This window comes from Inquilinus sp. CAU 1745 (genome assembly GCF_039839375.1).
In the GTDB taxonomy this organism is placed as follows: domain Bacteria; phylum Pseudomonadota; class Alphaproteobacteria; order DSM-16000; family Inquilinaceae; genus JBDOQU01.
Map to the genome: position 1 here is coordinate 98,493 of NZ_JBDOQU010000004.1, position 18,863 is coordinate 117,355.

At 67.4% G+C, this 18,863-nt stretch carries 23 protein-coding genes; 18 read left to right on the forward strand and 5 right to left on the reverse strand.

The window, feature by feature from the left end:
* Positions 1–56: 56 nt before the first annotated feature.
* Positions 57–503, reverse strand: a complete 447-nt coding sequence (locus AAFN89_RS06695) for a MarR family transcriptional regulator (RefSeq protein ID WP_347537232.1) — start codon at positions 501–503, stop codon at positions 57–59.
* A gap of 68 nt (positions 504–571) precedes the next feature.
* On the opposite strand from AAFN89_RS06695, the gene AAFN89_RS06700 reads away from it, so the two are divergent.
* The 8 genes from AAFN89_RS06700 to AAFN89_RS06735 all read left to right on the forward strand — a co-directional run bounded on the left by AAFN89_RS06700 (position 572) and on the right by AAFN89_RS06735 (position 7,370).
* Positions 572–1,225 (forward strand): glutathione S-transferase family protein, encoded by a 654-nt coding sequence (locus tag AAFN89_RS06700; RefSeq protein ID WP_347537234.1) that lies wholly within the window; start codon positions 572–574, stop codon positions 1,223–1,225.
* A 44-nt stretch (positions 1,226–1,269) separates the two neighbouring features.
* Positions 1,270–1,695 carry a VOC family protein gene (locus tag AAFN89_RS06705; RefSeq protein ID WP_347537237.1) on the forward strand — a complete coding sequence of 142 codons (426 nt, stop codon included), beginning with the start codon at positions 1,270–1,272 and terminating at the stop codon, positions 1,693–1,695.
* A gap of 28 nt (positions 1,696–1,723) precedes the next feature.
* Positions 1,724–2,434 (forward strand): DUF899 family protein, encoded by a 711-nt coding sequence (locus AAFN89_RS06710; protein ID WP_347537239.1) that lies wholly within the window; start codon positions 1,724–1,726, stop codon positions 2,432–2,434.
* Positions 2,435–2,794: 360 nt separating this feature from the next.
* A complete protein-coding gene (locus AAFN89_RS06715; RefSeq protein ID WP_347537241.1) occupies positions 2,795–3,970 on the forward strand; it encodes an ABC transporter substrate-binding protein in 1,176 nt (391 codons plus the stop codon).
* 71 nt (positions 3,971–4,041) lie between these two features.
* Entirely contained in the window at positions 4,042–4,905 is an 864-nt protein-coding gene (locus tag AAFN89_RS06720) for a branched-chain amino acid ABC transporter permease (RefSeq protein ID WP_347537243.1), read from the forward strand.
* Positions 4,902–5,918 (forward strand): branched-chain amino acid ABC transporter permease, encoded by a 1,017-nt coding sequence (locus tag AAFN89_RS06725; RefSeq protein ID WP_347537246.1) that lies wholly within the window; start codon positions 4,902–4,904, stop codon positions 5,916–5,918. Before AAFN89_RS06720 ends, AAFN89_RS06725 begins: the two co-directional genes overlap by 4 nt.
* Positions 5,915–6,679 carry an ABC transporter ATP-binding protein gene (locus AAFN89_RS06730; protein ID WP_347537248.1) on the forward strand — a complete coding sequence of 255 codons (765 nt, stop codon included), beginning with the start codon at positions 5,915–5,917 and terminating at the stop codon, positions 6,677–6,679. The genes AAFN89_RS06725 and AAFN89_RS06730 overlap by 4 nt, the downstream gene beginning before the upstream one ends.
* Complete coding sequence (locus AAFN89_RS06735; RefSeq protein WP_347537250.1) at positions 6,660–7,370, forward strand: ABC transporter ATP-binding protein; 711 nt, start codon at positions 6,660–6,662, stop codon at positions 7,368–7,370. Before AAFN89_RS06730 ends, AAFN89_RS06735 begins: the two co-directional genes overlap by 20 nt.
* Positions 7,371–7,389: 19 nt before the next feature.
* Here the strand turns inward: AAFN89_RS06735 and AAFN89_RS06740 are convergent, their stop codons facing one another.
* From AAFN89_RS06740 to AAFN89_RS06750, 3 genes are all read right to left on the reverse strand, one after another.
* Positions 7,390–7,926 (reverse strand): GNAT family N-acetyltransferase, encoded by a 537-nt coding sequence (locus tag AAFN89_RS06740; RefSeq protein WP_347537253.1) that lies wholly within the window; start codon positions 7,924–7,926, stop codon positions 7,390–7,392.
* 5 nt (positions 7,927–7,931) lie between these two features.
* Positions 7,932–8,474, reverse strand: a complete 543-nt coding sequence (locus tag AAFN89_RS06745; RefSeq protein WP_347537256.1) for an XRE family transcriptional regulator — start codon at positions 8,472–8,474, stop codon at positions 7,932–7,934.
* A gap of 98 nt (positions 8,475–8,572) precedes the next feature.
* A complete protein-coding gene (locus AAFN89_RS06750; protein WP_347537258.1) occupies positions 8,573–9,004 on the reverse strand; it encodes a RidA family protein in 432 nt (143 codons plus the stop codon).
* Positions 9,005–9,246: 242 nt separating this feature from the next.
* On the opposite strand from AAFN89_RS06750, the gene AAFN89_RS06755 reads away from it, so the two are divergent.
* A complete protein-coding gene (locus AAFN89_RS06755; RefSeq protein ID WP_347537260.1) occupies positions 9,247–9,945 on the forward strand; it encodes a TetR/AcrR family transcriptional regulator C-terminal domain-containing protein in 699 nt (232 codons plus the stop codon).
* Positions 9,946–9,948: 3 nt separating this feature from the next.
* On the opposite strand, the gene pcaQ is transcribed toward AAFN89_RS06755, so the two are convergent.
* Entirely contained in the window at positions 9,949–10,917 is a 969-nt protein-coding gene (pcaQ, locus tag AAFN89_RS06760; protein ID WP_347537263.1) for a pca operon transcription factor PcaQ, read from the reverse strand.
* Positions 10,918–11,093: 176 nt separating this feature from the next.
* Here pcaQ and pcaD point away from each other — a divergent pair, with 176 nt between their 5' ends.
* From pcaD to pobA, 9 genes are read left to right on the forward strand one after another with little or no spacing between them, the layout of a single operon-like run.
* Complete coding sequence (gene pcaD / locus AAFN89_RS06765; protein ID WP_347537265.1) at positions 11,094–11,888, forward strand: 3-oxoadipate enol-lactonase; 795 nt, start codon at positions 11,094–11,096, stop codon at positions 11,886–11,888.
* Positions 11,881–12,282, forward strand: coding sequence for a 4-carboxymuconolactone decarboxylase (gene pcaC / locus AAFN89_RS06770; protein WP_347537267.1), 402 nt, complete (start codon positions 11,881–11,883; stop codon positions 12,280–12,282). Before pcaD ends, pcaC begins: the two co-directional genes overlap by 8 nt.
* A 3-nt stretch (positions 12,283–12,285) precedes the next feature.
* On the forward strand, positions 12,286–13,032 hold the full coding sequence (gene pcaH / locus AAFN89_RS06775; protein ID WP_347537269.1) for a protocatechuate 3,4-dioxygenase subunit beta: 747 nt from the start codon (positions 12,286–12,288) through the stop codon (positions 13,030–13,032).
* Positions 13,032–13,628, forward strand: coding sequence for a protocatechuate 3,4-dioxygenase subunit alpha (gene pcaG, locus AAFN89_RS06780; RefSeq protein ID WP_347537271.1), 597 nt, complete (start codon positions 13,032–13,034; stop codon positions 13,626–13,628). Before pcaH ends, pcaG begins: the two co-directional genes overlap by 1 nt.
* 11 nt (positions 13,629–13,639) lie before the next feature.
* Entirely contained in the window at positions 13,640–14,494 is an 855-nt protein-coding gene (locus tag AAFN89_RS06785; protein WP_347537273.1) for a CoA-transferase, read from the forward strand.
* Complete coding sequence (locus tag AAFN89_RS06790) at positions 14,494–15,276, forward strand: CoA-transferase subunit beta (protein ID WP_347537275.1); 783 nt, start codon at positions 14,494–14,496, stop codon at positions 15,274–15,276. Before AAFN89_RS06785 ends, AAFN89_RS06790 begins: the two co-directional genes overlap by 1 nt.
* Positions 15,273–16,478, forward strand: coding sequence for a 3-oxoadipyl-CoA thiolase (gene pcaF, locus AAFN89_RS06795; RefSeq protein WP_347537277.1), 1,206 nt, complete (start codon positions 15,273–15,275; stop codon positions 16,476–16,478). Before AAFN89_RS06790 ends, pcaF begins: the two co-directional genes overlap by 4 nt.
* Complete coding sequence (locus tag AAFN89_RS06800) at positions 16,478–17,527, forward strand: 3-carboxy-cis,cis-muconate cycloisomerase (RefSeq protein ID WP_347537280.1); 1,050 nt, start codon at positions 16,478–16,480, stop codon at positions 17,525–17,527. The genes pcaF and AAFN89_RS06800 overlap by 1 nt, the downstream gene beginning before the upstream one ends.
* On the forward strand, positions 17,524–18,699 hold the full coding sequence (pobA, locus tag AAFN89_RS06805; RefSeq protein ID WP_347537283.1) for a 4-hydroxybenzoate 3-monooxygenase: 1,176 nt from the start codon (positions 17,524–17,526) through the stop codon (positions 18,697–18,699). The genes AAFN89_RS06800 and pobA overlap by 4 nt, the downstream gene beginning before the upstream one ends.
* Positions 18,700–18,863 lie beyond the last annotated feature (164 nt).

Here is an 18,863-nt window from a genome sequence, read left to right on the forward strand (position 1 = left end):
GCGTAAGAATGCCATTGGAACAAAAAGGGAACAAGGGGAATTTTCAGGGAGAATTTTCACGACAGCGCGCGAAGATTGTCGCGCAGGCGGCCGCCGTCGGAGTCGGGGAAAAGCCGGTCGACCTCCGCATGGGTCCGTTCCCAGACGGGGAGGGCGCTCGCCAGCAGCGTCCGGCCGTCCTCGGTCAGCGCCAGCCGCCGCCGACGCTTGTCGGCCGGGTCGGCGGCGGACCGGACGAGGCCGCGCCGCTCCAGCGGCTTCAGCGCCGCCGTCAGGGTCGTGCGGTCCATCGCCAGGACGGAGGCGACCGATCCCAGATCCGGCGGCTCCGGCCGGTTCAGCGACATCATCAGCGAGAACTGGCCGTTGGTCAGGTCGAACGGGCGCAGTGCCTCGTCGAACCGCCGCGCCAGCGCGCGGGCCGCCCGCTGGGCATGGAGGCAGAGGCAATGGTCTCGGACGAACAGGGTCGTCTCGTAAGGGATTGTCGAGGGCTTTGACATAAGCTGATTATGTTGATATCAACTTAAAAAAGCAAGCTGAAGCCGCATTCCCGAAAGCGACGACACCCATGCAACTCTATGCCCATCCCTTCTCCTCCTACTGCCAAAAGGCCCTGGTCGCGCTCTATGAGAACGGCACGCCGTTCGAGTTCCGCATGCTCGACCCCGACCATCCGGAAAATCTCGCGGAATGGGAAGGGCTGTGGCCGCTCAAGCGTTTCCCGGTGCTGGTGGATGAGGGCGAGACGGTCGTCGAGGCGACCATCATCATCGAGTATCTGGCGCTCCGTCATCCGGGGCCGGTGACGCTGATCCCGGAAGATCCGGCGGTGGCGCTGGAGGTCCGGATGATGGACCGCTTCTTCGACAATTACGTCTCCACGCCGCAGCAGAAGATCGTGTTCGACAGCCTGCGCCCGGCGGAAGCCCGCGACCGGCACGGCGTCGCAGACGCGCGGGCGGCGCTGGAGACGGCATATCGCTGGCTCGACCGCCGGATGGAGGACCGCCTATGGGCGGCCGGAGACGGCTTCAGCCTCGCCGACTGCGCCGCTGCCCCCTTTTTGTTCTACGCCGACTGGACCCATCGGATCGATGATGGGTTCTCCAACGTTCACGCCTATCGCCGAAGGCTGCTCGACCGGCCGTCCTTCGCCCGCGCGGTGGATGAGGCGCGGCCCTACCGCCCGCTCTTCCCGCTGGGCGCGCCCGACCGGGACTGATCTCGCGACGCCCCCCTCCCCACCACCTGGAAAGGAGATATGCAATGTCCAACACCGCAACAAAAGACCGGCCGGAAGCCATGCAGCCCCTCAAGGGCGGGGTGGTTCCCTATCTGACCCTCCCGGACGCGGCCGCCGCGATCGATTTCTACGGGAAGGCCCTGGGCGCAGAGGAAGTCGGATCACGGCACCACATGGATGACGGCCGGATCCTCAATTCCCGTATCGACGTCAATGGCGGTTCCATCATGCTGATGGACCCGATGCCGGAGCACGGCAAGCCGGCGGATTCCGATAGCGGGCTGATGCTGCATCTGCATGTCGACGATGCCGACCGCTGGTTCGATCGTGCGGTCGCCGCCGGCTGCACCGTGCTGATGCCGATGGACCTCCAGTTCTGGGGCGACCGCTACGGCATGGTGAAGGACCCGTACGGAATCTCGTGGAGCTTCGGGACCACGCCCGAGTAAGCGTCCCTCGAACGAAGGAGACCCGACCATGTCGATCGCCCATGACCTTGCCTCCGCCGCCGAACTGGCGGGGAAAAACGGTGTCCGCTATCCGAACGAAAGCGAGGAATACCGCCGGGCGCGCACCGCGCTACTGGCCGAGGAGATCGAGCTTCGCCGCCATATCGAGCGGGTGGCCGAACTGCGCCGCGCCCTGCCGCCCGGCGGCGAAGTCACGAAGGATTACCGCTTCGTGGGAGAGAACGGGCCGACCAGCTTTTCGGGGATGTTCGGGGACAAGCAGACGCTCGTCCTCTACAGCTACATGTTCGGGCCACAGCGCGAGCGGCCCTGCCCGATGTGCACCTCGCTCCTCTCCTCCTGGGACGGCGAGGCGCGGGATGTCGAGCAGCGGGTCGCCTTCGGCGTCGTCGCGCGATCGCCCATCGAACGGCTGGCCGCCTTCAAGAAGGAACGCGGCTGGCGCGGCCTCAGGCTCTATTCCGATATGGAGGGCGACTACACCCGCGACTATGTGAATGCCGAGGACGCGGACTATCCCGCCTTCAACGTCTTCACCCGCCGCGACGGGACGATCCGTCATTTCTGGAGCGGGGAGATGGGCTTCGAAACCGCCGACCCCGGCCAGGACCCGCGCGGCGCGCCGGACCTGATGCCGCTCTGGACCATCCTCGATTCCACCCCCGAAGGCCGCGGGACCGACTGGTACCCGTCGCTGGATTACGGGGGCAGGGGCTAGATAACACCCCTCACCCTCCCGGCTTCGCCGGGTCCCTCCCTCTCCCACAAGGGGCGAGGGTAAGAAAGGTAGCCCTCTCCCCTCGTGGGAGAGGGTTGGGTGAGGGGGCGGTTGGTTCCTATAACCTGACCTCTCCGCCGCTTCACAGAAAACGGCGCAACGCGGAAATTTCTATAACTCCCACGTTATCTATAAAGCCAAGCTTTTCATTTCTCCCTCATGAGCATCTTTGCCAGAATGGCACCGCTGACGGACATCGAAGCGGGTGGGGCCGGCGTCGTTGAATTCCGGAACGGTCCCGGACCAATAACCAAAGCCGTGCGGGCGGGGTGCCGGCGCGCCGTCATGAGGGAGGAAAGAATGAATAAGCTGATCCTCGCGGCCTCGGCCGCATCCATGCTGCTGGGCGGCGCGGCCGTGGCGGAGACGGTCAAAGTCGGCGTCGTCGGGCCGTTCTCCGGCCCGTTCGCGCTCCAGGGCCGGAACTTCCAGGCCGGCATCGAAGCCTATATGGCGCTGCATGGCGACACGGTCGGCGACGACACGGTGGAGATCATCTATCGCGACGTGCCGACGCCCGACCCCGCCCAGTCCGCCGCCCTGTCGCGGGAACTGGTGGTCAGCGAGGGCGTGCAGTATCTGGCGGGCTATTATTTCACGCCCGATGCCATGGCCGCCGCCCCGCTGCTGGAGCAGGCGAACGTGCCGATGGTGATCTTCAACGCCGCCACCTCCTCGATCGTGACGGAAAGTCCGTACATCGTCCGGACCTCCTTCACCCTGTGGCAGACCACCGCGCCGATGGCGCGGGTGGCGCACGACATGGGCTTCGAGAGCGCGATCACCGTGGTCAGCGACTATGGTCCCGGCCTGGATGCCGAAGCAGCCTTCACCGCGACCTTTGAGGAGGAAGGCGGCGATGTGGTCGATTCCATCCGCATGCCGATTTCCACCAATGATTTCAGCCCGATCATGCAGCGGGTGAAGGATTCCGGCGCGCAGGTGCTGTTCGCCTTCCTGCCGTCCGGCCCGCCGACGCTGGGTTTCGTCAAGGCCTATAACGACAATGGGCTGGAAGCGGCGGGGGTCACGATGCTCGCCACCGGCGACCTGACCCAGGAATCCGACCTGCCGGTGCTGGGCGAGGCCGCGCTGGGGCTGCGGACCACCTTCCATTATTCCGTCGCCCATGAGTCGCCGGAGAATGAGGAGTTCGTCGCGGCGGCCAGCGAGGCGCTGGGCGATCCGGCCCTGCTCTCCTTCCCGGCGGTCGGCGCGTTCGACGGCATGCATGTCATCTACAAGATGATCGAGGCGACGGGCGGGGAGCAGGACGCCGCCGCGGCGGTCGACGCCGTCCGGGGGCTTGCCTGGGAAAGCCCGCGCGGCCCCGTCGAAATCGACGCGGAGACCCGGCACATCACGCAGAACATCTATCTGCGGGAGGTCGCTCAGGCGGAGGACGGCACGTACTACAACAAGGAAATTCAGACCTTCGAGATGATGGGCGATCCCGGCCTGGCGGTCACCGAATAACCTTCGCGCGCAACCGGGCGGAGACGCCTTAGAGTAGGCAGGGGCGTCTCCGCCACGGGATTTCAGGGTTCATGCAGACAGTTCTCAGCATTGGCGCCGACGCGCTGGCCTACGGGATGGTGCTGTTCGTCATCTCCATCGGCCTGTCGGTGACGATGGGGCTGATGAAGGTGATCAATCTCGCCCACGGGGCCTTCGCCATGATCGGCGGCTACATCGCCTCCTACGCCATCGGCGATCTCGGCCTCGGCTACGGTTTCGGCCTCGTGCTGGCGGTCGCGGGCACCGTCATCGTCGCCGTTCCCCTGGAAATGCTGCTCTTTCGCCGGATCTACGGCGCGACGCAGCTCACCCAGGTGCTGATGACCATCGGCATCACCTTCGTCATCATCGGCGTCGCCAATTTCGTGCTGGGGCCGACCCTGAAGACGGTGCCGCTGCCGGCGCTGCTGGAAGGTCCCGTCGATATCGGTTTCCGCACCATCCCGGCGCACAAGCTGTTCGCCATCGCCTGCGGGATCGCGGTCGCGGCGGCGCTGTGGGCGCTGGTGGAGAAGACCGGTTTCGGCGTGAGGCTGAGGGCGTCGGTCGACGATGCGGCGATGGCCGGGGCGCTGGGCGTCCGCACGCAGATCGTCTACGCGGTCAGCTTCGCGCTGGCCATCGCGCTCGCCGCCTTCGGCGGGGTGGTGGGGGCGGAGCTTCTGCCGATCGAGCCCTATTACGCGCTCCGCTACATGGTCACCTTCCTTGTGGTCGTCTCGGTCGGCGGTGCCGGCTCCATCCCCGGCGCGCTGCTCGCCTGCCTGCTGCTCGGCGCGATAGAGACGACGGGGCGCTACCTGATGCCCAGCTTCGGCGAGTTCTTCTTCTATCTGGCGGTGATCGTCATCGTCTGCCTGTTCCCGCGCGGCCTCTTGGGGCGCGCCGAATGACCGCGCTGGATGACTCCGCGCCCGGCGTGAGCGCGTCCGGACGCGGCGGGCGGCTGGGCCGGGATCTCCTGGCGCTGGCGGTCATCGCCGCGATCGGCGTTGCGGGATATTTCCTCCTGCCCAACAATCTGGCGCTGCTCACCCGCATCATCACGCTGATGCTGCTGGCGCTGTCGCTGGACCTCGTCACCGGCTTCGCCGGCATCGCGACGCTGGGCCATGCGGCCCTGTTCGGGGCGGGGGCCTATGCCGCCGGCATCGCCGCCGCGCGGTTCGGCATCGCCGATCCGATCGCGATGCTGGCGATCGGCGCGGTCGCGGGGGCGGCGATGGGGCTGCTGTCCAGCACGGTCATCCTGCGCGGCCACGGGCTGGCGCAGCTTGTCCTCTCCATCGCCGTCGCCCAGCTCGCCCAGGAAGCAGCGAACAAGGCCTCCTGGCTGACCGGCGGCAGCGACGGCCTTGCCGGCATCGCCCCCGACCCGCTCTTCGGCCTCTTCCAGTTCGATCTCTGGGGCAAGACGGTCTACGGGTTGGCGCTGGGGCTGCTGCTGCTGGTCTTCCTCGCGCTGCGTCTCGTCGTGCGCTCGCCCTTCGGGATGCTGTGCCGCGGGATCATGGAGGATCCGGTGCGCGTCCGCGCCATGGGCGCGCCGATCTATTCGACGTTGATGAAGATGTATGTGGTCTCCGGCGCGGTCGCCGGGCTGGGCGGGGCTTTGAGCGCCATCTCCACCCGCGTCATCGGGCTGGACAGCCTGTCCTTCAACCTGTCGGCGGAGGTGCTGGTGATGCTGGTGCTGGGCGGCATCGGCAATCTGTTCGGCGCGCTGGTCGGCACGCTCGTTTTCGTCTGGTTCGAGGATCTGGTCTCTTCCATCAACCCGTTCCACTGGCTGACGCTGGTCGGCCTGCTGCTGATCGCCGTGGTGCTGTTCGCGCCGCGAGGGCTGACCGGCGGCGTGGTGGACATAAGGGACCGGCTGCGCCGGCGCGGGGGAGGGGGCGCATGAAGCCGCTGTTCAGGGTCGACGACCTCCAGAAGCATTTCGGCGGCCTGCACGTCACGCGGAACGTCTCGCTGGCGCTCAAACCCGGCGACCGCATCGCGCTGATCGGGCCCAACGGGGCGGGCAAGACGACGTTCGTCAACCTGGTCACGGGCCAGTTGCGGCCGGATGCCGGCACGGTGACGCTGGCCGGCGAGGATGTGACCCGAATCAGCGCCGGAAAGCGCGTCCGGAGAGGGCTGGTGCGCACCTTCCAGGTCACGCGGCTCTTCTCCGCCATGACGCCGGAGGAGCATGTCGCGCTCGTCCTGCTCCAGCGGGAAGGGCGCGGCGGCCGGATGCTCGGCAGCTATCGCGGCATGGACGACATCGTGGAGGAGGCGCGGCGGATCCTGGAGACGCTGGGGCTGACGGCCGTGGCCGGCGAGAAGGTCGGCCGGATCGCCTATGGCCAGCAGCGGCTTCTGGAGATCGCGCTGGCCATGGCGCTCCGCCCGAAGGTCCTGCTGCTGGACGAGCCGGCGGCCGGCGTACCCCACGGCGACATCGCCCTGATCGAGCGGGCGCTGGCCCAGCTGCCGCCCGATCTCGCCGTGCTGATGATCGAGCACGACATGGATTTCGTCTTCCGCTTCGCCCAGCGGGTCGCGGTCCTGGCGGCAGGGGAGATCATCTTCGACGGCACGCCGAAGGATGTCGCCGCCGACGGCCGCGTGCGCGAAGCCTATCTGGGGAGCTATGTCGATGCCCGCGGCGTCGCTTGAGATCGCCGGCCTCAGCGCCGGTTATGGGCCCACCCGTGTCCTGGAGGATGTCGGCTTCTCCGTCGCCGCCGGCGGCAGGCTGGCGATACTTGGGCGCAACGGCATGGGCAAGACGACCCTTCTGGCGACCATCGCCGGCCAGACCCGCCGCTATGGCGGGAGCGTAAAGCTGGACGGCGCCGATGTCAGCGGGATGAGCGGGTCGGCCCGCGCGCTGAAGGGGCTCGGCTACGTGCCGCAGGGCCGCTGCATCTTCAAGTCCCTGACGGTGGAGGAGAACCTTTTCGTCGGGCTGAAGGGCCGCCGGCGCGACGCCATGGAGGAAGCCTACGCCCTGTTCCCGCGCCTGGCGGAACGGCGGCGGAACCTCGGCTCCCAGCTTTCGGGCGGGGAACAGCAGATGCTGGCGACCGCGCGGACGATCCTCGGCAAGCCGACGGTCCTCCTGCTGGACGAACCGCTGGAAGGGCTGGCGCCGATCATCTGCGATGAGCTGATGGCCGCGTTCGACCGGCTGGCGGCGGCCGGCGACACCACGATCCTGCTGGTAGAACAGCGCATCCGGGCGGCGCTGGCCTTCGCCGACCGCGTCATGATCATGGAACGCGGCCGGATCGCCTGGATCGGAACGCCGGACGAGTTGGAGGCCGAGCCGGAGACGGTGGAGCGGCTGCTGGGGGTTGGCCACTGACCGCCCTGAATTCACCGTATCAGAGCGCCTTGTACATGATCGTGGTCGGGTCCAGCCGGTCCTCGTGCGTGTCGCGGCAATATCCGGGGATGATCCCGGCGATCTGGTAGCCGAGCGAGGCGTAGAGCGGTTCGGCCTTGTCGCCAGTGCGGGTGTCCAGCGTGATCAGGCTGCGCCCCATCCGGCCGGCCAGCCCCTCCAGTTCCGCCATCAGCGCCCTTGCGATGCTGCGGCGTCGGAAATCCGGATGGACCAACAGCTTGCGCGCCTCCGCCCGATGGGGCTGGTTGGGCATCGTGTCGTGGTCAAGCAGTACCGTTCCCGCGATCCGGCCTTCCGCCTCCGCGACCAGCAGCGTCGCCCCACCGCTCCGCACCGACGGAAGTACCTTGTTCAGCCAGAACGCCTCGCCCTCGGCGACGGCAAAGGGCAGGATGAAGCCGATGCTGGCCCCGTCCAGGACGCAGGCAGTCAGCAGCTCGCCCAGCTCCCCGGCGCGGTCTTCGATCTCCCGGGCCGTGAAGGCCGAAATGGCGACGGGCGGATTGGCGGTCATGTCTCTCACACCATGAAGAGGATATATCGGGCGGCGGAGTCGTCGGGCGTGACGAAGACGCTCGGTCCGAAAAGTTGGTAGCGCAGGCAGTCGCCGGGCCGCAGGGCATGGGTTCGCCCCTCCACCGTGACCTCCAGCCGGCCTTCAGTCAGGATCAGGTGATGCTCCAGCCCCGGCCTCGGCGGCCCGTCATAGGCAATGCGCGTTTCGGGACCGATCTCGCATTCCAGCGCCTCCCCCGCCAGCGGCCCGGCCGGCGGGGAGACGGAACGGCGATGGAAGCCGATGGAGGGGTCCGTCCAGACCAGCTGCGCCTCACGCCGGACAACCGGCGCGAAATCATCCTCCACCATGCGCATGAGGCGCGACATGGTCAGGTCGTAGACCGCGCACAGCCTGCCCAGCACGCTTGCCGTCGGGCTGACCTCCGCATTTTCCAGCCGCGACAGGGTCGCCCGGCTGACGCCGCTCCGCCCCGCCAGCGCCTCCAGCGACCATCCCCGCTCCGCCCGCAGGTCACGCAGGCGTCGCGCGATCTGCCGATCCATGGCGCTGTCATCCATTCGTTCCATATATGGATGATTATCCCATATTCGGGAACAATCAAGCGTCGCCGTCTTCGGCCCCGGATCGGCGTCCGGCGCCGCTAGTCCAGAATGACGATGGCTTCCACCTCGAAGAGCATGGCGTCGATTGCAAGCCTGGGAACGGGAATCAGGGTCTGCGCCGGCAGCGCCTCGCCGAACACCTCCTTGACCTGCTCGGTCAGCACCCCAAGCTTGGACTGATCGTGATCGACCACGAGGACCGTGAGCTTGGCGACCTGATCCGGCCTGGCGCCGAGCGCATCGAGGGCGGTGCGCAAATTCGCGTAGGCTTGTTCAACCTGGACCGCGAAGTCGGGCGACAAGGCTCCCGTGCTGTCCTGGCCGCCCTGTCCGGAGATGTAGGCCACCCGGGCATTGGGGGGCACGATCACCGCCGTGCTGTAGCCATTCGGCGTCGGGTCGTAGAGGTTTCGTGGATTGACGATGGTCAGCTCGTTGGCTGTTGTCGTCGTGGGAACTCCCATGGTCATGATGATTAGCCCTCCGATAAGCAGATGCCTGATTGCGCGTGACATGATTTTCTCTTGGCTCTGACGACTGCGAGCTACGTGCCCTCGCGGCCGGCATGATTGGACTTCAATCATCGCCCATGCGATTGACTCGTACGATGTACGGTTCAATCGCATCGTACGTCGTACGAGTCAATCGTCCAGGATCGACATTCGTCGCATTGCCGGCCTAAATCAGACGTTCTGAACAGCGAGGAAGACGGATGGCGGCCAAACGCGGCGAAGCCCGGAGCAAACGGCCTCAACGGATAAGTGTGTCACCCCGGCCCGTGCAGGAGCCGCGCGGTGAACCGCCTCTGTCTCTGGAACGTATCGTGGCGACCGCGGTGGAACTGCTGGACGCCCAGGGAGTCGACGGATTGACGATGCGTCGGCTGGCCGATCGCCTCGGCTCGGGCGCGATGAGCCTATATTGGCACGTCGACAACAAGGAGAAGGTCTTTGATCTGGCGCTCGATTCGGTGCTCGAATATCGCGGATCGCCGCAAGTAGTCGAGCCTCAAGACTGGCGCGGGGAAGTCGTTCATATGCTCGAAGACTGGCGCTCCAGCATGTTGCGCCATCCCTGGTCGGCATCGCTGTTGTCGCGCCGCGCGCTCGGCCCGAACATCCTCGGCCGCCTGGAACTGTTGAGCAAGACCTTGTCCAGAGCCGGCGTGGCGGATGCGGATCTGAACGTCGCGATATGGTCGCTCTGGAACCATGTGATGGGCGCCACCATCACCCGGGGGAACTTCAGCCTCTCGGACGACGACAGGGTCGCCGCGCAGCAGCGCCTTACAACTCTCAGCGAACGCTATCCGACAATCGAACGCTCTCGTCTGCTGTTGGATAACGATTGGGACGGCGCCTTCCGGAAAGGCCTTGACCTTTTGCTCGATGGCCTCTTCCCAAGGCAGTGAACACTAGATCGCCTCGCCGTCGTGGTGTCCGCCGCCTTCGGCCCGGATCGGTATCTGGCGCGCGGCGACGTGGCGGACCGACTGCATCAATATCTCCGCGGCCGGGGAGAGGGCGGTGTCGGTCCGTGTGGTGAGGCCGACGGGGCCCAGCGTGTCGCCGGTGTCGGTCGGCAGCAGGACCAGTTGCCCCTCCGCCACATCCTCCGCCACCACACCTTCGGAGATGATCCAGATGGCGTCCGACAGCCGGATGTAGCTGCGGCCGAAGGCGTTCGACACCGATTCCACCTCGTCGCGCGGAGCGGGGATGCCATGGGCGATCAGCAGCCGTTCGGCCAGTGGCCGGATCACCGATCCGGGCGGCGGCATCACCGTCTGGTAGCGGCCGATCATGGTGAGGTCGAAGCGGCTTTCCGCCAGCAGCGGATGGCCCGGCCGCACCGCCAGCACGACGCGTTCGGAATAGAGATATTCGAAGGAAAGGCCGCTCATCGCATCGGGCTCCGCCATCCGGCCGATGACCAGATCGACATCGCCCAGCCGCAGCAGCGATAGGAGATAGGCGTTCGGCCCGGTGACGATCCGCGTCCGCGCGCCCAGCTTCTGGTCGGCGAAATGCTCCACCGCCCGGGGCAGGATCCGCGCCGATACGGTCGGCAGCGCGCCGACCCTGACGACGGCGTCGGTCTGCGCCTGATGGATCGCGTCGACCCCCTGGCGCAGCGCCGATACGCCCGCGCCGGCATAGCGCTGGAAGATTTCCCCGAAGGCGGTGAGGAACAGGCTGCGCCGGCTGCGGTCGAACAGCGCGACGCCCAATATGTCCTCAAGCTCCTGGATGGTCTTCGATACCGCCGGCTGGCTGATGTTGAGGGAGGTGGCGGCGTTCACCACGCTCTTCTGGCGGCCGACCTCCAGAAAGCACATGACATGGCGAAGCTTGATGCGCGGGTCGAGAAGGCGCTGACTCATGATTCAATGCCCCCAGGTTATGGGATGTCGCGCGGGTTGCGGCAGAGAGTAGGCGCGAACGCTTCTGCGTCAGCGTCTTACGTATATGCTTCAGGTTATGAATGGAGCGGAACTAATCATTTTACAAGCCGTTCCGGCGACCGGTAACAAGAAGGCGTCCAATGTCGAGGTGACGGATGGATTTCGCGCGCGTAAACGGTCTGACGCTGCATTACCGGATGGCCGGCCGTCCCGGCAGTCCTGCCATCGTGCTGGCCAACTCCCTGGGCACCGACGCGCGCATCTGGGACGGCGTGATCGCGCATCTGGAGGATCGCTACAGCATCCTCTCCTACGACAAGCGCGGCCATGGCCTTTCCGATGCGCCGTCCGCCCCCTATTCGCTGGACGACCATGCGGCGGATATGGAAGGGCTGGTCGATCATCTGGGCATCGACGGTTTCGCGCTCGCCGGCATCTCCGTCGGCGGGATGATCGCCCAGCGCGTCGCGGTGCGGCGGCCGGGCTGGGTCAAGGCGCTGGCGCTCTGCGACACCGCCGCCAGGATCGGGACCGCCGAATCCTGGAACGAGCGGATCGAGGCGGTCCGGACGAGAGGGCTGGCGGCGATCGCCGATGCCGTGCTGGATCGCTGGTTCACGCAAGCCTTCCGCCGCGACCGGCAGGCCGAGCTGGCCGGCTGGCGCAACATGCTCATCCGCACCCCGGCGGAAGGCTATGCCGGAACGTGCGCCGCCTTGCGCGACGCCGACTTGACCGCCGAGGTTCCGACGATCCGCCTCAGGACGCTGGTGGTGGCGGGCGCGGAGGATCGCGCCACGCCGCCCGACGAGGTGCGGGCGCTGGCGGACCTATTGCCCGACGCCCGGTTCGAGATCATTCCGGACGCCGGGCACATCCCTTCGATCGAACAACCCGAAAAGCTGGCGGCGCTGATGGAAAGCTATTTTCGAGAGGTCGGCCATGTCTGAACCGAACGACAGATTCACCCGGGGCATGGAGACGCGCCGGGCGGTGCTGGGCGATCCGCATGTCGACGGCGCGGTGTCGCGCAAGACCGCATTCGACGACGATTTCCAGACCTTTATCACGGAGACGGCCTGGGGGTCGGTATGGTCGCGGCCGGGCCTGACCCGGCGGGAGCGGTCCATGCTGACCATCGCGCTGCTGGCCGCGCTGGGCCATGATGAGGAACTGGCGATGCATGTCCGCGCGACGGTCAACACCGGCGCGACGGCCGACGACATCAAGGAGGCCCTGCTGCACGTCGCGATCTATGCCGGCGTACCGGCCGCGAACCGCGCCTACAAGACGGCGAAGGAAGAACTGTCCCGGCGGGACGGCGCATCGGCGGAGGCAGGCTGACCCATGACGAAAGGCACGATCATGGCCGCCGACGGCCCCTTCTATCCGCGCGACCGCGCCTGGCAACCGCCGGCGCTGTCGCCGGGCTACAAGAGCACGACCCTCCGCGCGCCGCGGCAGGCGCTGCTGTCGCTGCCCCAGACGGCGTCGGAACTGACCGGCCCCGTCTTCGGCCATTCGATGCTGGGGCCGCTGGATAACGACCTTATCCGCAATTACAGCCAGGATGGCGGGGAGGCGATCGGCCAGCGCCTCATCGTCTACGGGCAGGTGCTGGACGAGAATGCCCGGCCGGTCCGCGGCACGCTGGTCGAATTCTGGCAGGCCAATGCCGGCGGTCGCTACCGCCATCGGCGCGAAACCTATGTGGCCGCGCTGGACCCCAATTTCGGCGGCTGCGGCCGGGCGATCACCGACGATGAGGGCTACTATTCCTTCCGCACCGTGCAGCCGGGAGCCTATCCGTGGCCCAATGGCGGGAACGATTGGCGACCGGCGCACATCCATTTCTCGATCTTCGGCCACGCCTTCGCGCAGCGCCTGATCACGCAGATGTATTTCGAGGGCGACCCGATGATCTGGCAGTGCCCGATCGTCGGCTGCGTTCCCGACAAACAGGCGATCGAACAGCTTGTCGCCCGGCTGGACCGGCACAATTCCGTGCCGATGGACGCGCTCGCCTACCGGTTCGACATCGTCCTGCGCGGCCGCCGTTCAACGCTGTTCGAGAACCGGATGGAGGGCAATTGATGCTGAACCGGCTGCCGCCGCTGAAGGAAACGCCGTCCCAGACCGGCGGTCCTTATGTGCATATCGGCCTGACCCCCTGTTTCGCGGAGATCGAGGGCGTCTACCCCGCCGATCCGGGCGCGGAGATGACGACGCCGGAGACGGTGGGCGACCCGATCCTCGTCACCGGGCGGATCTTCGACGGTTCCGGCGCGCCCGTGACCGATGCGGTGATCGAAATCTGGCAGGCCGATTCCGCCGGGGCCTATGACCGCGAGGGTTCCGCCGGCTGGGGACGGCAGGCGACGAACGGGGAGGGGCGGTTCCGCTTCGTCACCGTCAAGCCCGGCCGCGTTTCCGGCCCCGACGGCAGGCCGATGGCCCCGCATCTGTCACTGTGGATCACCGCGCGCGGCATCAATATCGGGCTCCACACGCGCCTCTATTTTGGCGACGAGGAGGCGGCGAACGAAGAGGATTCGGTGCTGGCGCGAATCCCCGATCCTCGGCGGCGGAAGACGCTGATTGCGGCGCGGAGCGAGGATGGCGGCCGGGCCGTCTACAGCCTCGACATTCGCCTCCAGGGCGAGGACGAAACCGTGTTCTTCGATATCTGAGCGGCCGGCCCATGAGCAAATTCGTCAGCCTGGCCGAAGCGGTCGGGAACAACCTCCATGACGGCGACACCGTCGCCTTCGAGGGCTTCACCCACCTCATTCCCCACGCCGCGGCGCATGAGGCGATCCGCCAGGGCTTCCGAGACCTGACGCTCATCCGCATGACGCCGGATGTCATCTACGACCAGATGATCGGGCTCGGCATGGCACGGAAGCTGATCTTCTCTTATGCCGGTAATCCGGGCGTCGGGCTGCTGCGCCGTCTCCGCGACGCGGTGGAGAATGGCTGGCCCCATCCGATCGAGATCGAGGAGCATTCCCACGCCGCCATGGCCTGCGCCTATGAGGCGGGGGCCAGCGGCCTGCCGCTCGCCGTGCTGCGCGGCTACAAGGGGGCGGGGCTGCCGGCGGTCAATCCGAACATCAAATCGATCATCTGCCCGTTCACGGGGGAGGAACTGGCGGCCGTGCCGTCTGTACAACCGGACGTGACCTTCATCCACGCCCAGAAGGCCAGCCGGCGCGGCGACGTGCTGATCGAAGGCATCATCGGCGTCCAGAAGGAGGCGGCCCTGGCCGCCGCCCGCGCCGTCGTGACGGTGGAGGAGATGGCGGAGGATTTCGACGACGTTCACCCCAACGCCTGCGTGCTGCCGCACTGGGCGATTTCCGCCATCGCTGTCGTTCCGGGCGGCGCGCATCCCTCCTATGCCCATGGCTACTACTCGCGGGACAATGCCGATTACCTGGCATGGGACGAGATCGCGGCCGACCGCGACCGCTTTCAGGCCTGGATGAAGGAGAACGTGCTCGATGCCGGGCCGGAAACCTTCGCGGCTCGCGTGGAAAAGCTGAGGACCGCATAATGGCTGACTTCACGCCCGACGAGATGATGACTATCGCGGCCTCGCGCGCACTGAAGAACGACGATGTCTGTTTCGTCGGCATCGGCGCGCCGTCCGCCGCCTGCAACGTCGCGCGCCTAACCCATGCGCCGGACATCACGCTCATCTACGAAAGCGGCACCATCGGCACCGCGCCTTCCGTGCTGCCGCTCTCCATCGGCGACGGTGAGCTGTGCGAAACGGCGGCCACCACCGTCTCGGTGCCGGAGATGTTCCGCTACTGGCTCCAGGGCGGGCGGGTCACCGTCGGCTTCCTGGGCGCGGCGCAGCTCGACCGGTTTGGCAACATCAACACCACCGTCATCGGTCCCTATGACAGGCCGAAGGTGAGGCTGCCGGGCGGTGGCGGCGCGCCGGAGATCGCCTCCTCCTGCGGGGAAATTTTCATCACTATGAAGCAGAGCCGGCGCGGCATGGTGGAGAAGATCGACTTCTTCACCTCCTTCGGCCATGGCGACGGCGGCGCGGCGCGCGAACGGCTCGGCCTTCGGACCAAGGGGCCGACGCTCCTGATAACCGATCTCTGCCTCTGGAAGCCGGACCCGGAGACGAAGGAATTCACCGTCACCTCCCTCCATCCCGGCGTCACCGCCGATCAGGTGCGGGAAAGCTGCGGCTGGCCCGCCCGGTTCGCCGACCGGCTGGAGGAAACGCCGCCGCCGACGGAGCTGGAACTGACCACCTTGCGCGAGCTGAAGGCGCGGACGGCGGCGGCTCATGGAAGGGCGGAGGCGGCGGCATGACCGAAGCCTTCATCTGCGATTATGTCCGCACCCCGATAGGCCGCTTCGGCGGCGCGCTCGCGTCCGTCCGCACCGACGATCTGGCCGCCATCCCTTTGAAGGCGCTGATGGCGCGCAACGGGTCGGTCGATTGGGACGCGGTGGACGACGTGGCTCTGGGCTGCGCCAATCAGGCGGGGGAGGACAACCGGAACGTCGCCCGCATGGCCCTGCTGCTGGCCGGCCTGCCCGTCTCCGTTCCGGGGACCACCGTCAACCGGCTTTGCGGCTCCGGCATGGACGCCGTCATCGCCGCCGCCCGCGCCGTCAAGGCCGGCGAGGCCGACCTGATGATCGCCGGCGGCGTCGAATCCATGAGCCGCGCCCCCTTCGTCATGCCGAAGGCGGAAACCGCCTTCTCCCGTCATGCGGAGATCCATGACACCACGATAGGCTGGCGCTTCGTCAACCCGCTCTTGAAGAAGCAGTACGGCGTGGATTCCATGCCGGAGACGGGGGAGAATGTCGCCGGCGATTACGGCATTTCCCGCGAGGACCAGGACGCCTTCGCCCTGCGGTCCCAGCAGCGGGCGGCGGCGGCCATCGCCTCTGGACGCATGGGCCAGGAGATCGTTCCCGTCTCCATCCCCCAGCGCCGGGGCGATCCGGTGACGGTCGACAGGGACGAACATCCGCGCGGCGACACGACGCTGGAGAAACTGGCCCGCCTGCCGACGCCCTTCCGGGCCGGCGGCAGCGTCACCGCCGGCAACGCGTCCGGCGTCAATGACGGCGCGGCGGCGCTGGTCGTGGCGTCGGAGGTGGCTGCCCGCCGGTATGGGCTGACGCCGGTCGCGCGCATTCTCGGCGGGGCTGCGGCAGGTGTGCCGCCCCGCGTGATGGGCGTCGGGCCCGCGCCTGCGACGCGGAAGCTCTGCGACAGGCTGGGGCTGGAGCCGTCGGATTTCGATGTCGTGGAACTGAACGAGGCCTTCGCCAGCCAGGGGCTGGCGGTGCTGCGCGATCTCGGCCTGCCGGACGATGCCGGCCATGTGAACCCGAACGGTGGAGCCATCGCGCTCGGCCACCCGCTCGGCATGTCGGGCGCGCGCATCGCCGGCACGGCGGCGCTGGAGCTGGCGCGGCGGAAGGGCCGGCTGGCGCTGGCGACCATGTGCGTCGGCGTCGGGCAGGGCATCTCCATCGCGCTGGAGCGGGTGTGATGCAAAGCGGCCTGCTGCGCGCCCTTACCGGCGACCCGGAGGCGGAGGCGCTGTTCGACGATTCCGCCGACATCGACGCGATGCTGTCCTTCGAAGCGGCGCTCGCGGTGGCGGAAGCCGATGCCGGGCTGATCGGGACGGACGCCGCCGCCGCCATTGCCGCCGCAATCGAGGGTTTCTCCCCGGACCTCCCGGCGCTCGAACGCGGGATGACCAGGGACGGCGTTGCGGTTCCCGAGCTGGTCCGGCAGTTGCGCCGCGCGGTCGGCGCGCCGCACGATTCCTCGGTCCATCTGGGTGCGACCAGCCAGGACGCGGTGGACACCAGCCTGACGCTGCGGCTGTCCCGGCTCATCCCTCTTCTCGATGCCAGGCTGGGCGACCTTCTGGCCGCTCTGCAAAGGCTGACCGACCGGCACGGCGCGCAGCCCCTTGTCGCGCATACGCGGATGCAGCGCGCCATACCCTTCACCGTGACCGACAAGATCGTCACCTGGTCGAAACCGCTGGAGCGCCATCGCGCCGCCCTCGCCGATCTCTCGCCGCGCCTGCTGGTCGTCCAGCTCGGCGGGCCAATTGGCACGCGTGACGGGTTCGACGGCAAGGGAGAGGAAGTTGCCCGCCGACTGGCGGAGCGGTTGGGGCTGGGCGTCGCGCCGCCCTGGCACAGCCAGCGGGACGGGATCGTGGCCTTCGGCTCGCTTCTCTCCGCCCTTTCCGGCTCGCTCGGCAAGATCGGGGCGGACGTGGCGCTGATGGCGCAGAATGAGGTCGGCGCGGTCGCGATCGAAGGCGGCGGCGGGTCCTCCTCCATGCCGCACAAATCCAACCCGGTGAATGCGGAGGCGCTGATCGGCCTCGCCCGCTTCAATGCCGGGCTCTGCGGCGCCCTGCACCAGGCGATGGTTCATGAGAACGAACGGTCGGGCGCGGCCTGGACGCTGGAATGGCTGACCCTGCCCCAAATGGCGATAGCGACGGCGGCCGGCCTGCGCCTCGCGCTCGCTCTCGCCGGCCAGCTATCCTTTCCCGCCGGGGATCGGCCGTGACCGCCAGACGGGTGCAGGTCGTCATCATCGGGGCCGGGCCGGCGGGCCTCACGCTGGGTCGCCTGCTGGAGCGGGCGGGGGTCGAGGCGGTGATCCTGGAACGGCGCAGCCCCGACTATGTGCTGGGCCGCATCCGCGCCGGCGTTCTGGAGCAGGGGACGGCCGACCTTCTGGAAGGTGCCGGTGTCGGCGACCGGATGCGCGCCGAGGGGCTGATCCATGACGGGATAGAGATCGGCTTCGACGGGGAGACCCGCAGGATCGATTTCGACGCGCTGATCGGCCGCCATGTCATCGTCTATGGGCAGACGGAGGTGACGCGCGACCTGATGGCGGCGCGGGCGGAATCGGGCGCGGAGACGGTCTATGAGGCGGCGGACGTGTCGATCGCGGGGTTCGACACGGTCCGCCCGATCGTGCGCTACCGCAAGGACGGCGTCGCCCATGAGATCACGTGCGACTTCATCGCCGGCTGCGACGGGTTTCATGGCGTCTCCCGCGCCAGCGTCCCGCCCTCGGCCCTCCGCACGTTTGAACGGATTTACCCCTTCGGCTGGCTCGGCGTGCTGGTCGACCGACCGCCGGTCGCCGAGGAACTGATCTACGCCCACCATGAGCGCGGCTTCGCCCTATGCTCCATGCGCTCCCCGCGGCGCAGCCGCTATTACGTGCAGGTGCCGGCGGAGGAGAAAGCAGACGCCTGGTCGGACGACCGCTTTTGGGATGAGTTGCGCGCGCGCCTCGACCCCGTCACGGCGGAAAAGCTGGCGACCGGCCCGTCCATTGAGAAATCCATCGCGCCGCTGCGCAGCTTCGTCGCGGAGCCGCTGCGGTTCGGGCGGCTGTTCCTGGCCGGCGACGCGGCCCATATCGTGCCGCCGACCGGCGCGAAGGGGCTGAATCTCGCCATGGCCGACGTCCGTGCGCTGGCGCCCGCCCTGATCGAATTCTACGATGACCGGTCGGAAGCCGGCATCGACGCCTATTCCGCCAAGGCGCTCAGCCGGATCTGGAAGGCGGAGAGGTTCTCCTGGTGGATGACCTCCCTGCTTCACGTCTTCCCCGAAACCGGCGATTTCGGCCGCCGCATACAGCGCGCCGAATTCGACTACCTCTCCGGCTCCCGCGCCGCGCAGGAAAGCCTGGCGGAGAACTATACCGGCCTTCCCTGAAGCGGGCGGGAGGGTGAGCGGAGCGAGCATCCTCTACAATCGCATCCGATATCGGTTGTATATCGATTCCGGATGCGCTAACTGTCCCCATCCCATCACCAATCAGAGTCACATCCGATGAAGCCGAACGGAATGGATATCCGCGCCTGCTCCTCCCCCTTCAT